The organism is Atlantibacter sp. MEI4A-1023 (assembly GCF_056155425.1).
On sequence record NZ_CM149568.1, the window covers coordinates 1,598,229 to 1,612,458 of the forward strand.

Consider the following 14,230-nt stretch of genomic DNA (forward strand, 5'->3'; position numbering starts at 1 on the left):
ACGGCGACGCAAATGGCACAAAAAGGAGAGTGCGTTTTTTATGAGGGACGTTAAAATAACGCTCCCTGTATTCTGGAGGCTACCATGTTCGAGTTGTTGAAAAGTCTGGTGTTTGCCGTAATCATGGTGCCCGTGGTGATGGCCATCATCCTGGGTTTGATTTATGGCCTGGGCGAAGTCTTTAACGTCTTCTCCACTATTGGTCACAAAGACCGCTCAAAGCAGCAGCACTGATTCCCCCCAACGCCCGGTTTATCCGGGCGTTTTCTCTCAAGTCCCTTCACATTTTGCCGATTAATGCTTTGATAATCTGATGCGCACCGTTATATTGCTGGCTACATAACGATGCTCAATGGAGAAGCACATGGCAAATAAATGGTTGAAACTGACGACGGGTATTGCACTGTCTCTGGGGCTGGCGACACAAGCGCTGGCGGTTGACGGAAAAATCACCGTGTTTGCAGCGGCGTCCCTGACCAACGCGATGCAGGACATTGCGGCCCAATATAAAAAAGAGAAGCAGGTGGAGGTGGTTTCCTCGTTTGCTTCGTCGTCGACCCTGGCGCGTCAGATTGAAGCGGGCGCACCAGCAGATCTGTTTATCTCCGCCGATCAGAAGTGGATGGACTACGCCAGCGATAAGAAATCCATCGACACCACCACCCGCGAAACGCTGCTGGGCAACAGCCTGGTGGTAGTTGCACCCAAAGAGAGCAAGCAGAGCGATATTGCCATTAACGAGAAAACCGACTGGCAGAGCCTGCTGAATGGTGGCCGTCTGGCGGTGGGCGATCCTGAGCACGTCCCGGCTGGCATTTACGCCAAAGAAGCGCTACAAAAGCTCGGCGCGTGGGATAATGTCAGCCCGAGCCTGGCTCCGGCGGAAGACGTACGCGGCGCGCTGGCGCTGGTTGAGCGTAACGAAGCGCCGCTCGGCATCGTTTACGGCTCTGACGCGGTCGCCGGTAAAGGCGTTAAAGTGGTGGGCACCTTCCCGGAGAATTCCCACAAAAAAGTGGAATACCCCATGGCCATCATCGACGGGCATAATAACGCCCAGGTAAACGCATTTTACGATTACCTGAAAGGGCCGCAGGCAGCGGCAATCTTTAAACAATACGGATTTACCACTCACTAATGATGTTAACGGAACCCGAATGGCAGGCCGTGTTGCTGAGCCTCAAAGTCTCATCGATTGCAGTATTGATTAGTTTGCCCTTCGGGATCTTGTGTGCCTGGGTGCTGGTAAGATGCAGCTTCCCGGGCAAATCGCTGTTCGACAGCCTGATCCATCTGCCGCTGGTGCTCCCGCCCGTCGTGGTCGGGTATTTATTGCTGGTGGCGATGGGGCGGCGCGGTTTTATCGGCCAATGGCTGTACGACTGGTTTGGACTGACGTTCGCCTTTAGCTGGCGCGGCGCGGTGCTGGCGGCGGGCGTGATGTCATTCCCGCTGATGGTACGCGCGATCCGCCTGGCGCTGGAAGCGGTGGATTTAAAACTTGAGCAGGCGGCGCGCACCCTCGGCGCGGGCCGCTGGCGGGTATTTTTCACTATCACGTTACCGCTGACCTTACCCGGCATTATTGCCGGTACCGTGCTGGCTTTTGCCCGTTCGCTCGGCGAATTCGGCGCGACCATCACCTTTGTTTCCAACATCCCTGGCGAAACCCGTACTATTCCTTCCGCCATGTACACCCTGATCCAGACGCCGGGCGGTGAAAGCGCGGCGGCGCGGTTGTGCCTGATTTCCATCGTCCTGGCGGTGATGTCGCTGATGATCGCCGAATGGCTGGCCCGCGTTAGCCGTAAGCGGATGGGGAACTGATTATGCTGGAACTTAACTTTCGCCAGACCCTGGGCAGCCACCACCTGAACGTCAACGAAACCCTGCCGGGCCAGGACGTGACGGCGATTTTCGGCGTCTCCGGCGCGGGTAAAACTTCGTTGATTAACGCCATCTGCGGGCTGACTCGCCCTGAATCCGGGCGGATTGTGCTTAACGACCGGGTATTGAGCGACACGGAACAAAAAATATTTCTGCCGCCGGAAAAGCGCCGGGTCGGCTATGTGTTTCAGGATGCGCGCCTGTTTCCGCACTATAAAGTGGGCGGCAACCTGCGCTACGGCATGGCGAAATCCATGGCCGGGCAGTTCGATAAGCTGGTGGCGCTGCTGGGCATTGAACCGCTTCTGGATCGCTTGCCGGGCTCGCTGTCCGGCGGTGAAAAACAGCGGGTAGCGATTGGCCGCGCGCTGTTAACCGCACCGGAACTGCTGCTGCTGGACGAGCCGCTGGCCTCGCTGGATATCCCGCGCAAACGCGAGCTGCTGGCCTATCTTCAGCGGCTGGCGCGAGAAATCCAGACGCCGATGCTCTACGTCAGCCACTCGCTGGAAGAAATTGTCCAGCTTGCCGATAACGTGCTGGTGCTGGACAACGGCAGCGTGAAAGCCTTTGGCAGCCTGGAATCGGTATGGGGCAGCGCGGTAATGCATCCGTGGCTGCCGCGCGAACAGCAGAGCAGCGTGTTGAAAGTCAGCGTGCTGGAGCACCATCCCCACTACGCGATGACGGCGCTGGCGCTGGGCGATCAGCATATCTGGGTCAACCGCATTGATAAGCCTTTGCAATCAACCTTGCGCATTCGCATTCAGGCGTCGGACGTGTCTTTAGTGCTGCAACCGCCGGTCAACAGCAGTATTCGCAACGTGCTGCGGGCCAAAGTGGTGAATTTGCTGGATGATGACGGGCAGGTGGAAGTGCAACTGGATGTTGGCACCCGGACGCTGTGGGCGCGCATCAGCCCCTGGGCGCGGGATGAATTGAGTATCAAACCGGGCCAGTGGCTGTACGCGCAGATCAAAAGCGTGTCGATTACCGCCTGATCACAGCAGATGCTGATAAATCGCCCCGGCGATACTCGGCTCGGTATTGAGGCCAATCACCGTGCTCACGCGGTCTTTAATGGCCTGGTCGGCATTGCCCATCGCGATGCCGAGCCCGGCGCGCTCCAGCATACTTAAGTCGTTATAGTTGTCGCCGAACGCGACCACGTCCTGCATGCTCATGCCCTGGGACTCCACCCACTGCGCCAGGCGGTTGCCTTTGCTGTTGCCCGCCAGCGCCACGTCTACCTGATCGTGCCACGACCATTCGCAGGCAAAGCCGAATTTTTCTTCGATATGCGCCACCACTTCATGCAGCCTGCCGGGATCCGCATCGGTGAGGGCGAATTTCCAGATAGCGTCGGCCTGCTGTGCCGCTTCACGCAGGGAAGGCACCTGCAAAAACACCGGACGCTGGTGTTCCGGTAAACTGCGCGCCCAGTTTTCGGTGCGTAACACGTGGCCGGTCGGCAATTGGTACAGCATGGCATTGTCTACGTACATCAGGCCATGAACCTGGTGTTGCTCCAGCACATCAATCAGCTGCCGGGCTGCAACGGCGGGCATGGGGTTGGAAGAAATGACATTTTTTGCATGATAATCATACAAATAAGTGCCATTACAACAAATAGCAGGTGTATCCAGCGCCAGCGCCTGATAAAAAGGATGGATGGCGACATGATGGCGACCGGTGACAATCAGCACCTGATAACCTGCTTCACGGGCGCGCTTTAGCGCCTCCAGCGATTCCGGCAAAATGGTCTTTTGCGGCGTGAGCAGGGTTCCGTCTAAATCAAGGGCGATGACACGATAACGCATGGGCAAATTCCCGTCAGGTATTGTTCATAAAAGGTTCGGTTGATGGTACACCGCAACCGCGCCGGGTCAAAATCACCGTTTCGCCTTCGGCACATTGCGACAAAACACGCTACCCTTTTGAAGACTTAACGCTCACGTGAGGAAAGGAGTATTCATGAAACAAACCGTTTATACCGCCAGCCCGGAAAGCCAGCAGATCCACGTCTGGCGTCTTAACCCAACGGGCGAGCTCACGCTGTTGCAGGTGGTCGATGTGCCAGGCCAGGTGCAGCCGATGGTCATCAGCCCGGATAAGCGTTACCTCTACGTTGGCGTGCGCCCCGAATTTCGCGTCATCGCTTACCGCATCTCCCCGGACGAGGGCACATTAAACTTTGAAGCGGAAGCGTCACTGCCCGGTAGCCCGACCCATATTTCTACCGATCACCACGGCAAATTCCTGTTCAGCGGCTCCTACGGCGCAGGTTGCGTCAGCGTAACGCCGCTTAACGACGGCATTCCTGGCGAGGTGGTTGACGTGGTGGAAGGGCTGGACGGTTGCCACTCGGCGAACATTTCCCCGGATAACCGCACCCTGCTAGTGCCGGCGCTGAAACAGGACCGTATTTGCCTGTTCACCGTGAGCGATGATGGTAATCTCACCGCGCAAACCCCGCCGGAACTGACTACCGTAGAAGGCGCAGGCCCGCGCCATATGGCGTTCCATCCGAATCATCAGTTTGCCTACAGCGTAAACGAACTGAACGGCACCGTAGACGTCTGGGCGCTACAGTCGCCGAACGGCAAAATTGAATGCATCCAGACGCTGGACATTATGCCGCCGGACTTTGCCGACACCCGCTGGGCGGCGGATATTCATATCACCCCGGATGGCCGCCACCTCTACACCTGCGACCGTACCGCCAGCATCGTGACGGTGTTCAGCGTATCCGAAGACGGCAGCGTGCTGGCTGTGGAAGGTTTCCACCCGACCGAAACCCAGCCGCGCGGTTTTAATATCGATCACAGCGGTAAATACCTGATCGCTGCCGGGCAAAAGTCGCACCATATTTCTGTTCATGCGATTGAAGGCGCGCAGGGCCTGCTGCGCGATGTCGGGCGCTATGCCGTGGGCCAGGGCCCGATGTGGGTAGTGATCGACGCGCGCTAAAGGCATAAAAAAAAGCGGACAGGCCTGTGGCGTGTCCGCTCAATAATCAGGCGCATTTATCATGCGCCTTTTTTGTTACTGTTTCGGCTCGGCAACCACCTGGCTACCCAGGCCGCGGTTGTTGAATTCCCACATGCGGTTGAAGTTGTTGTCATTCAACTCGCGCTGCAGTTTGTCATCCGCCATCGTGCCGGTGTTGCCCGCGAACGGACGTTTCGAGCCCAGCGCATCGCCCCACGGCTTCGCTTTGTTAAAGCCTTCGTTAATCACGCTATCGCGGATAACCACCTGACCGTTGGCCGTCTGGTTAGCGGTATAGCCGCTTTCAGACGCTTCGATATCCCATGCGCGGCCCAGTTGCGCCACGCCGTCGCCGTTCGCCACGAAGCGGCTGTTGGTCGCCAGGAAGCCGTACCAGATGTTCGGCTGAGTCGCCGGAGCAAACACGTAGCCTTCCTGCTGGGTACGGGAATTCACCACCCGGAATTCGGTGTTATCGAACACCACCGCGCCACGACCGGCAACCAGATCCACGTCGCCTTCCACGTAGCTGTTAGTGACCAGCGTGCGGGTCTGGCGGTTGTTCACAATACGGTTTTGCAGATCGCTGTTGGTCACAAAGAAGGTATTCTGACGGCCCAGAATGTTCACCTTATCGATCTGCACTTTGTCGCCATCGCTACGCAGCGCCACCGCCTGGTGATTACCGGCATCCACGCTGTCGCCCAGATTGTTTTCGATAGTCAGATTATGCAGTTGCAGCCCGTTGTTCTGGGACCACACCACGGCGGAACACATCAGGCCAACCGTGGCCTCGCGGCGGTTCTGGCAGTTATCGAACATATACCAGGCCGGTTTGCCCGGCATGTATTTGCCTGACGGGTTAACCGTGTGACGCCAGGTCGCGCGATCCATTTCGGAATCCAGCGCCGCGCCGATTTTCACATCCGCCGGGTTTTCGCCCAGGCCGTACAGCGTCACGCTGCCGGACGCAGCAGGAATATACACGGTGCCTTCATAAGTGCCCGGCATAATCGCGATGTACTGACGGTTGCTGGTGTGCTTAATAATCGCCGCATCCACCGCCGCCTGAATGGAGGTGTGGGTCACGCCTGCGGTACCTGCCGGGCCAACCACGAAGTCAGGCTGGGCGGGAACGGTGATTTTCGCTGGCGACCACGGCGCCGCGTTCGGGTCCATCGCGGAGAAATAACGCGCCGCGACGAAGTTCTGCGCTTCGTTAGCCGACAGGATCGGGCGAGAGGCGGTACCTGGCGCTACCTGCTCGGACGGACGCTGGTCCGGCGGCGTTGAGCTACAGGCGGTCAGTGTCACGCCAACGGCAAAAGCCAGCGCCAGACGAGAAACCGAAAATCTGTTCAAGGGATGCTCCTTGCTGAGTAAAAAAGGATGAGTGCTGAAATAGCCTGCTTTTTTAACCTAACTTGATTAAAACGGGAAGCTAAAGCGCGAAAAAGTTAATTTTATCCGCGCTTTCGTGAACTGTGAACGGCGGCGCGGTTGACAAGTCCTCCAGGTTGCCAATAAATGTATAGACAACCCATGACAAGCGATCATTATGACCTTATCCCTTCTTCCCGGTGATGTTATCTGGCGCAACGGCCGGATCGCGACGCTCAACCCGTCAGTCGATACGCCTTATGGCCTGCTGGAACAGCACGATCTCATTGTGCGTGGCGGCTCGATCCTGGCCGTCACGCCCGCGTTGCATAACCCCACTGGCGAAATCATCGACCTGCAAGGGCGGCTGGTCACGCCAGGGCTAATCGACTGCCATACCCATCTGATCTACGGTGGTAACCGCGCCCAGGAGTGGGAACAGCGGCTGAACGGGGTTTCCTACCAGCAAATCAGCGCCCAGGGCGGCGGCATCAACGCCACCGTCAACGCCACCCGCGCCGCGTCTGCCGAACAGTTGCAGCACACTGCACAGCAGCGGCTGAGTGCGCTAATGCGTGAAGGGGTGACGACGATTGAGGTGAAGTCGGGTTACGGCTTGAATCTGGAGGCCGAGCAGAAAATGCTGCAAGTGGCGCAACGGCTGGCGGCGGCCAACCCGGTTGAGATCAGCGCCACTCTGCTGGCGGCGCACGCCACGCCGCCGGAGTATAAAGGCGATCCCGACGGCTATATCGATCGCGTTTGCGAGACGATTTTGCCCGCGCTGTGGGAGCAAAAACTGTTCGACGCCGTAGATGCGTTTTGTGAAAACGTCGGTTTTAGCGTGGCGCAGACTAAACGGGTATTCGCCGCCGCGCAGGCGCTGGGCATCCCGGTGAAAGGGCACGTTGAGCAGCTTTCTAATCTGGGCGGTGCGGCGCTGGTGGGGAAATACCACGGCCTGTCCGCCGATCATATTGAGTATCTGGATGAGCAGGGCGTAATGGCCCTCCAGCAGGCGGGCACGGTGGCGGTTCTGCTGCCTGGCGCGTTTTATTTTCTGCGTGAAACCCAACGCCCGCCGGTGGATCTGCTGCGCCAGCACAACGTGCCGATGGCGGTCGCTACCGATATCAACCCCGGCACCAGCCCATTCGGCAGCCTGCATCTGGCAATGAACATGGCCTGCGTGCAGTTTGGCCTGACGCCGGAAGAGGCGTGGGCTGGCGTGACGCGCCATGCCGCGCGGGCGTTAGGAAAACAACACACTCACGGCCAGCTTGCCGCCGGGTTCGTCGCCGACTTTATTGTCTGGGATGCCGAACAGCCGGTGGAAATGGTCTACGAACCCTGCCGCAATCCGCTGCACTGCCGGGTTTATCGCGGCGAGGCACAATTTTTAGAGGGGAAATCCCTGTGACGCTCTGGCAACCCGCTTCTGCCGCGCTATGGCAGGGGCGCAACGATCTGGCGGAAGCCGACAACGCGCTGCGCGTATTTCAAACCGTTCAACACCGCACGGTTTTCGAACCTGAAGCCGAAGGCATCGCCCTGCTGGGGTTCGCCTGCGATGAAGGCGTAAAGCGCAATCACGGTCGGCCCGGCGCACAACAGGGACCGGATGCGTTACGCAGCGCGCTGGCGAACATGGCCAGCCATCGCGGCCACGACCGTCTGGTGGATCTGGGAAACATTCACGCTGAGCCGGACGCGCTCGAAGCCGCACAGGATACCTTAAGCGACGCGGTAAAACAGTGCCAGCAGGCCGGGATGCGCACGCTGGTGTTCGGCGGCGGTCACGAAACCGCATTCGGCCACGGGCGCGGCGTGCTCGACGCCTGGCCCGACGCGCGCATTGCCATTATCAATATCGATGCCCATCTTGATTTACGCCGCGCCGCCCAGGCGACCTCCGGCACGCCGTTCCGCCAGTTGGCGCTGCACTGCGAGCAACAGGGACGTGAGTTTAATTACACCTGTATCGGCGTTAATCCCGCTGCCAATACCCAGGCGCTGTTGGACGAGGCCGCCCGGCTTAACGTCAACATCATCTGGGACACGGACTGCCAGCGCCCGGAACAAACCGCGGCGGCAACGCAGATTGCCGCGCTGTTGGCCTGGGCGGATAAACTCTATTTAACCATCGATCTGGACGCGCTGCCGGGCTGGCAGATGCCTGCGGTATCGGCACCCGCCGGGCTCGGCATTCCGCTGGACAGACTGCTAACCCTGCTGGAACCGCTGTGCCGCAGCCCGAAGCTCCAGGCCGTCGACCTGGTAGAATTTAACCCGGAATTTGACCGCGACAGTCTCGGCGCAAAAGTGGCGGCGCGGCTGGCGTGGCAAATCGTCCACCAGTGGTCTGATGCTGGCAATCACCCATAAGGAACCTGCTTTCGCTATGTTTTCATCTCAACCCCGACTGGCTGCGTCGCAGGAACCGGTGCCGTTTTACGAAAAAGTGAAACAGGCGATCAGCAGCAATATTCACGCCGGTATCTGGAAGCCGCACGACCGGATCCCTTCCGAAGCGGAGTTGGTGCAGCAGTTTGGTTTCAGCCGCATGACCATTAACCGGGCGCTGCGCGAGTTGACCGATGAAGGGCTGCTGGTGCGTTTGCAGGGCGTTGGGACCTTTGTCGCCGAGCCCAAAGGCCAGTCGGCGCTGTTTGAAATCCGCAGCATTGCCGACGAAATTACCGCGCGTAACCATCGCCACCGCAGCGACGTGCTGCTGCTGGAACGGATCAACGCCGATGTCCGTCAGGCGGCGGCGCTGGGCCTGGCGGAAGGCACGCCGGTGTTTCACTCGCTGCTGGTGCATTATGAAAACGACATACCGGTGCAAATTGAAGATCGGATAGTGAATACCCACGCGGCCCCGGATTATCTGGCGCAGGATTTCACCCTCACCACGCCGCATGCCTATCTGTCGCAGGCCGCGCCGCTCACCGAAGGCGAGCATATCGTCGAGGCGGTGCGCGCCAGCCAGCAGGAGCGCGACTGGCTTGGCATTGATGCCGACGAGCCGTGCCTGCTGATCCGCCGCTGCACCTGGTCGGTCAACCATATTGTCTCCCACGCACGGCTGTTGTTCCCCGGTTCCCGCTACCGCCTGCAAGGGCGATTCATGTCCTGATGATGTAACCATTTTGTTAATTATGTGATGATCTGCACAGGGTCATCACACAAGTACGGCTAAATTTTTTAAATGTCTATACAAGTATAGTCCTCTACATTCTGTCACCCTGTTTAAGGAGCTGGTCATGCAGCATGATAAATACCGCGAAGGTGAAATTCGCGCCCCAAGAGGCACCACGTTGAATGCCAAAAGCTGGCTGACCGAAGCCCCGCTGCGCATGTTGATGAACAACCTCGATCCCGATGTCGCGGAAAACCCTCACGCGCTGGTGGTATATGGCGGTATTGGTCGTGCGGCGCGTAACTGGGAATGCTATGACGCCATCGTGAAAGCGCTAAAAGAGCTGGAAGATGACCAGACCCTGCTGGTGCAGTCCGGCAAGCCGGTGGGGGTGTTTACCACTCACAGCAACGCGCCGCGTGTGCTGATTGCCAACTCCAACCTGGTCCCGCGCTGGGCCTCCTGGGAACACTTCAACGAACTCGACGCTAAAGGTCTGGCGATGTACGGGCAAATGACCGCCGGTAGCTGGATCTACATCGGCAGCCAGGGCATTGTGCAGGGCACGTACGAAACCTTTGTCGAGGCCGGACGCCAGCACTACAACGGTAATTTGCAGGGCCGCTGGGTATTAACCGCCGGTCTGGGCGGCATGGGCGGCGCGCAGCCGCTGGCCGCGACCCTGGCGGGTGCCTGCTCGCTGACCATTGAATGCCAGCAAAGCCGTATCGATTTCCGCCTGCGCACCCGCTATGTGGATGAACAGGCCGATTCGCTTGACGATGCGCTGGCGCGTATCAAACGCTACACCGGCGAAGGCAAAGCGGTTTCTATCGCCCTGTGCGGCAACGCGGCGGAAATCCTGCCGGAACTGGTGGCTCGCGGCGTGCGCCCGGATATGGTCACCGACCAGACCAGCGCCCACGATCCGCTGCGCGGTTATCTGCCAGCGGGCTGGACGTGGGAAGCGTATCAGCAGGCGGGCACCCAGGAGCCGGAGCGGGTGATCAAGGCGGCGAAGCAGTCTATGGCGCAACACGTGGAAGCGATGCTGGCCTTCCATCAGCAGGGCGTTCCGACCTTCGACTACGGCAATAACCTGCGCCAGATGGCCAAAGAGAGCGGGGTGGAAAACGCGTTTGATTTCCCCGGTTTCGTCCCGGCGTTTATTCGCCCGCTGTTCTGTCGCGGCATCGGCCCGTTCCGCTGGGTGGCGCTGTCCGGCGACCCGGAGGACATCTATAAAACCGACGCCAAAGTTAAAGAACTGATTACCGACGATGTGCATCTTCATCGCTGGCTGGACATGGCCCGCGAACGCATCAGCTTCCAGGGCTTACCGGCGCGTATCTGCTGGGTCGGGCTGGAGTGGCGGCAGAAGCTCGGCCTGGCGTTTAACGAAATGGTGCGCAGCGGCGAAGTCAGCGCGCCGATTGTCATTGGCCGCGACCATCTGGATTCTGGGTCGGTCGCCAGCCCGAACCGGGAAACCGAAGCCATGCGCGACGGCTCCGACGCGGTCTCTGACTGGCCGCTGCTTAACGCCCTGTTAAACACCGCCAGCGGCGCGACCTGGGTATCGCTGCACCACGGCGGCGGCGTGGGGATGGGCTTTTCGCAACACGCGGGCATGGTGATTGTCTGCGACGGCACCGACGAGGCCGCCCAGCGTATCGCCCGCGTCCTGCACAACGATCCGGCTACCGGCGTGATGCGCCATGCCGATGCGGGCTACCCGAGCGCCATTGACTGCGCTGTCGGACAGGGCCTGAATTTACCGATGGTTCCGGCAACCCAGGAGAAAAAATAATGCGTACTCTTCGACTGACGCCGGGCCAACTGAGCCTGGCGGATCTGCGCCAGATTTACAGCGCGCCCGTTACGCTGGCGCTGGACGACGGCGCGTTTGACGACATCAACCGCAGCGTGCAGTGCGTTAACGATATTCTCGCCGAGGGCCGCACGGCGTACGGCATCAATACCGGCTTTGGCTTGCTGGCATCAACGCGCATCGCCAGCGAAGATCTGGAAAATCTCCAGCGTTCACTGGTGTTATCCCATGCGGCGGGCGTGGGCGAGGCGCTGGACGATGCGCTGGTACGCCTGATCATGGTGCTTAAAATCAACAGCCTGGCGCGCGGCTATTCCGGCATCCGGCTGGAGGTGATCCAGGCGCTACAGGCGCTGGTGAATGCTGAGGTCTACCCACGTATCCCGGCAAAAGGCTCGGTGGGCGCCAGCGGCGATTTGGCCCCGCTGGCGCATATGTCCCTGACGCTGTTAGGCGAAGGGCAGGCGCGGGTTAACGGCGAATGGCTACCCGCAGTCGAGGCGCTCTCCAAAGCTGGCCTTACGCCGATCACCCTGGCGGCGAAAGAGGGCCTGGCGCTGCTCAACGGCACCCAGGCGTCCACGGCATTTGCCCTGCGCGGACTGTTCGAAGCCGAAGATCTGTTTGCCTCCGCGGTGGTCAGCGGCGCATTAACCACCGAAGCGGTGCTCGGCTCGCGTCGTCCGTTTGATGCGCGCATTCACGCGGTGCGCGGTCAGAAAGGGCAAATCGACAGTGCGGCGCTGTTCCGCCATGTGCTAACCGACGACAGTGACATCTCCCAGTCCCATCACAACTGTGAAAAAGTGCAGGACCCGTACTCGCTGCGCTGCCAGCCGCAGGTGATGGGCGCGTGCCTGACGCAAATGCGCCAGGCGGCGGAAGTTCTGCTGATGGAGGCCAACGCGGTATCCGATAACCCGCTGGTGTTTGCCGAGGAACAAGAGGTGATTTCCGGCGGCAATTTCCACGCCGAACCGGTGGCGATGGCCGCCGACAACCTGGCGCTGGCGCTGGCGGAAATCGGCGCGCTGTCTGAGCGGCGCATCGCGCTGATGATGGATAAACATATGTCGCAATTGCCGCCGTTCCTGGTGAAAAACGGCGGGGTCAATTCCGGGTTTATGATCGCTCAGGTTACCGCAGCGGCGCTGGCCAGCGAAAACAAAGCGCTGGCGCATCCGTCGAGCGTGGACAGCCTGCCGACTTCAGCCAACCAGGAGGATCACGTCTCAATGGCCCCGGCAGCCGGGCGTCGGCTGTGGGAAATGGCCAGCAACACCCGTGGCGTGTTAGCGGTGGAGTGGCTGGCGGCCTGCCAGGGAATTGATTTGCGTGAGGGGCTGAAATCCAGCCCGATTCTGGAAAAGGCGCGCCATATTCTGCGTGATAAAGTGACCTACTACGCTCAGGATCGCTACTTTGCGCCGGATATCGAAGCGGCCATAACCCTGCTAAGCCAGCGGCGGTTGGCGGCGTTATTGCCTGATTTCTTTTAAAGCTCACGGCGGCGCAAGGCCCTGTTTGTAAAGAGACAGATAGATTCTGCCGCTGTGGAAAAATCCGTAATCTCTCGGGATTACGGATTTTTATCACACAGCACCAAATTGCCACTACGCTCTTGCGAAATTATTAAATAATCACATTCTGTCACATAATATTTCGAGTTAATCTGGCTTCTAAAATAAGTCGCTTTTAATATAGAGTTTATCAAAATTGATAATATTGGATATGCTATGCCTTTACACGGAAAGTTAATATTAAACGGTGCCGATTACGCACCTTTTAACCTGTATGGTGTTGGAGTATTTATGGCGCACTCGGAAAAAGGCGCTTACAGAAATAAAGGAGCTTGTGGCTCAGTCCCCCACGATGGTCCATTACCGCCAGGTAAATACTGGATCGTTGATCGTAGTGAAGGTAACTGGTTCTCCCAAAAGAAAGAAGAATTTCATGACGGAGTAAATAGACTTATTGGTAGACGGGATTTTGGTAAGTCGGATTGGTTTGCTTTATGGCGAGACAATTGGGGCATTGATGATTATACATGGGTTAAAGGAGTCATGAGAGGTAATTTCCGTTTGCATCCCGGGACTGTTTCAGAAGGTTGCATCACCATCGCCCATCATTCAGATTTCGCAATGATTCGTAATGCGCTGATGAATACTTCGCTAATACAAGTTCCTTGTATGCGCACTCTTATGGCGCGTGGCTGGGTTGAGGTGGTTGCTGATGGTTCAAACCATTGCCTGTAGCGTTATTAAGGTTTGTTACTTCAATATGTTACTCGTTATTATGGGGCATTTTTTCCCTCAACCTGAATTCTATATTGACAACGATATTGCAAGACAATTAGCCAAATTTATTAGCGGTGATATTAATGCGGAATCCGTTTACGATGCTTATTCATATATTGATTGGCTTATAATGTTAGCAATTATCACCCCTGTTTATATTTTGACGATGAAGTTAATCAGTAGAGTAAGGAGTAAATAAATGCCAATTCCACCCTATATGTGGCTAAAAGATGACGGCGGCGCGGATGTTAAAGGATCGGTAGACGTAAAAGACCGCGAAGGAAGCATTGAAATCATAGGAATGAGCCACGGTATTAATCTGCCTGTAGATAGCGCTACCGGAAAAATAACGGGAACACGCCAGCATTCATCAATGATGTTTGAAAAAGAAGTGGATAGCTCAACGCCTTATTTGTACAAGGCTGCGGCAACGGGGCAGACATTGAAAAGCGCGGAGATGCGTTTCTATCATATTAATGATGCAGGGCAGGAAGTTTGCTATTACACCGTATCAATGGAAAATGTCAGGGTGACTGGCGTTAATTGCGGTGTGCCAAATGTGAAGTTAGCTGGCAATGATAAAATGAACCATATTGAAAGTGTTAGCTTGCAGTATGAAAAAATCACCTGGCGCATTATAGATGGGAATATTCAGTATACCGATGCCTGGAACGAGCGCGCCACAGGGTAATATTATCGAAA

The 14,230-nt window shown here is 57.6% G+C and carries 15 protein-coding genes; 13 read left to right on the forward strand and 2 right to left on the reverse strand.

Annotation, left to right across the window (positions count from 1 at the left end; all coding sequences use genetic code 11):
* The first annotated feature begins 84 nt into the window (after positions 1–84).
* The 4 genes from ACVV26_RS07740 to modC all read left to right on the forward strand — a co-directional run bounded on the left by ACVV26_RS07740 (position 85) and on the right by modC (position 2,888).
* Complete coding sequence (locus tag ACVV26_RS07740) at positions 85–234, forward strand: AcrZ family multidrug efflux pump-associated protein (RefSeq protein WP_125292480.1); 150 nt, start codon at positions 85–87, stop codon at positions 232–234.
* Between the two features lie 130 nt (positions 235–364).
* The gene (modA, locus tag ACVV26_RS07745; RefSeq protein WP_474800820.1) at positions 365–1,138 is read left to right on the forward strand and encodes a molybdate ABC transporter substrate-binding protein; all 774 of its coding nucleotides are present in this window, start codon (positions 365–367) and stop codon (positions 1,136–1,138) included.
* Complete coding sequence (gene modB / locus ACVV26_RS07750) at positions 1,138–1,827, forward strand: molybdate ABC transporter permease subunit (protein WP_474800821.1); 690 nt, start codon at positions 1,138–1,140, stop codon at positions 1,825–1,827. The genes modA and modB overlap by 1 nt, the downstream gene beginning before the upstream one ends.
* Positions 1,828–1,829: 2 nt before the next feature.
* Positions 1,830–2,888, forward strand: a complete 1,059-nt coding sequence (gene modC, locus ACVV26_RS07755; RefSeq protein WP_474800822.1) for a molybdenum ABC transporter ATP-binding protein ModC — start codon at positions 1,830–1,832, stop codon at positions 2,886–2,888.
* Here modC and ACVV26_RS07760 read toward each other — a convergent pair whose 3' ends face one another.
* Entirely contained in the window at positions 2,889–3,707 is an 819-nt protein-coding gene (locus tag ACVV26_RS07760; RefSeq protein WP_474800824.1) for a pyridoxal phosphatase, read from the reverse strand.
* 154 nt (positions 3,708–3,861) lie between these two features.
* On the opposite strand from ACVV26_RS07760, the gene pgl reads away from it, so the two are divergent.
* On the forward strand, positions 3,862–4,857 hold the full coding sequence (gene pgl / locus ACVV26_RS07765) for a 6-phosphogluconolactonase (protein ID WP_474800825.1): 996 nt from the start codon (positions 3,862–3,864) through the stop codon (positions 4,855–4,857).
* Between the two features lie 75 nt (positions 4,858–4,932).
* Here pgl and ACVV26_RS07770 read toward each other — a convergent pair whose 3' ends face one another.
* The gene (locus ACVV26_RS07770; RefSeq protein ID WP_474800826.1) at positions 4,933–6,240 is read right to left on the reverse strand and encodes a putative acyl-CoA thioester hydrolase; all 1,308 of its coding nucleotides are present in this window, start codon (positions 6,238–6,240) and stop codon (positions 4,933–4,935) included.
* A 196-nt stretch (positions 6,241–6,436) separates the two neighbouring features.
* Here ACVV26_RS07770 and hutI point away from each other — a divergent pair, with 196 nt between their 5' ends.
* From hutI to ACVV26_RS07810, 8 genes are all read left to right on the forward strand, one after another.
* Positions 6,437–7,678 (forward strand): imidazolonepropionase, encoded by a 1,242-nt coding sequence (gene hutI, locus ACVV26_RS07775; RefSeq protein ID WP_474800827.1) that lies wholly within the window; start codon positions 6,437–6,439, stop codon positions 7,676–7,678.
* The gene (hutG, locus tag ACVV26_RS07780; RefSeq protein ID WP_474800828.1) at positions 7,675–8,643 is read left to right on the forward strand and encodes a formimidoylglutamase; all 969 of its coding nucleotides are present in this window, start codon (positions 7,675–7,677) and stop codon (positions 8,641–8,643) included. Before hutI ends, hutG begins: the two co-directional genes overlap by 4 nt.
* Positions 8,644–8,659: 16 nt before the next feature.
* Complete coding sequence (locus tag ACVV26_RS07785; RefSeq protein ID WP_474800829.1) at positions 8,660–9,397, forward strand: histidine utilization repressor; 738 nt, start codon at positions 8,660–8,662, stop codon at positions 9,395–9,397.
* A gap of 127 nt (positions 9,398–9,524) precedes the next feature.
* A complete protein-coding gene (hutU, locus tag ACVV26_RS07790; protein ID WP_312981006.1) occupies positions 9,525–11,210 on the forward strand; it encodes a urocanate hydratase in 1,686 nt (561 codons plus the stop codon).
* Positions 11,210–12,730 carry a histidine ammonia-lyase gene (gene hutH, locus ACVV26_RS07795; RefSeq protein ID WP_474800830.1) on the forward strand — a complete coding sequence of 507 codons (1,521 nt, stop codon included), beginning with the start codon at positions 11,210–11,212 and terminating at the stop codon, positions 12,728–12,730. Before hutU ends, hutH begins: the two co-directional genes overlap by 1 nt.
* Before the next feature lie 237 nt (positions 12,731–12,967).
* On the forward strand, positions 12,968–13,486 hold the full coding sequence (locus ACVV26_RS07800) for a DUF2778 domain-containing protein (RefSeq protein WP_474800831.1): 519 nt from the start codon (positions 12,968–12,970) through the stop codon (positions 13,484–13,486).
* Complete coding sequence (locus tag ACVV26_RS07805) at positions 13,464–13,727, forward strand: hypothetical protein (protein WP_474800833.1); 264 nt, start codon at positions 13,464–13,466, stop codon at positions 13,725–13,727. The genes ACVV26_RS07800 and ACVV26_RS07805 overlap by 23 nt, the downstream gene beginning before the upstream one ends.
* Positions 13,728–14,219, forward strand: coding sequence for an Hcp family type VI secretion system effector (locus ACVV26_RS07810; protein WP_474800834.1), 492 nt, complete (start codon positions 13,728–13,730; stop codon positions 14,217–14,219).
* Positions 14,220–14,230: the final 11 nt, after the last annotated feature.

What these genes read in the sequence shown, in the direction of transcription:
- ACVV26_RS07740 (WP_125292480.1), top strand. Translation starts at nt 85, where the DNA reads ATGTTCGAGTTGTTGAAAAGTCTGGTGTTTGCCGTAATCATGGTGCCC.
- modA (WP_474800820.1), top strand. Translation starts at nt 365, where the DNA reads ATGGCAAATAAATGGTTGAAACTGACGACGGGTATTGCACTGTCTCTG.
- modB (WP_474800821.1), top strand. Translation starts at nt 1,138, where the DNA reads ATGATGTTAACGGAACCCGAATGGCAGGCCGTGTTGCTGAGCCTCAAA.
- modC (WP_474800822.1), top strand. Translation starts at nt 1,830, where the DNA reads ATGCTGGAACTTAACTTTCGCCAGACCCTGGGCAGCCACCACCTGAAC.
- ACVV26_RS07760 (WP_474800824.1), bottom strand. Translation starts at nt 3,707, where the DNA reads ATGCGTTATCGTGTCATCGCCCTTGATTTAGACGGAACCCTGCTCACG.
- pgl (WP_474800825.1), top strand. Translation starts at nt 3,862, where the DNA reads ATGAAACAAACCGTTTATACCGCCAGCCCGGAAAGCCAGCAGATCCAC.
- hutI (WP_474800827.1), top strand. Translation starts at nt 6,437, where the DNA reads ATGACCTTATCCCTTCTTCCCGGTGATGTTATCTGGCGCAACGGCCGG.
- ACVV26_RS07785 (WP_474800829.1), top strand. Translation starts at nt 8,660, where the DNA reads ATGTTTTCATCTCAACCCCGACTGGCTGCGTCGCAGGAACCGGTGCCG.
- hutU (WP_312981006.1), top strand. Translation starts at nt 9,525, where the DNA reads ATGCAGCATGATAAATACCGCGAAGGTGAAATTCGCGCCCCAAGAGGC.
- hutH (WP_474800830.1), top strand. Translation starts at nt 11,210, where the DNA reads ATGCGTACTCTTCGACTGACGCCGGGCCAACTGAGCCTGGCGGATCTG.
- ACVV26_RS07800 (WP_474800831.1), top strand. Translation starts at nt 12,968, where the DNA reads ATGCCTTTACACGGAAAGTTAATATTAAACGGTGCCGATTACGCACCT.
- ACVV26_RS07805 (WP_474800833.1), top strand. Translation starts at nt 13,464, where the DNA reads ATGGTTCAAACCATTGCCTGTAGCGTTATTAAGGTTTGTTACTTCAAT.
- ACVV26_RS07810 (WP_474800834.1), top strand. Translation starts at nt 13,728, where the DNA reads ATGCCAATTCCACCCTATATGTGGCTAAAAGATGACGGCGGCGCGGAT.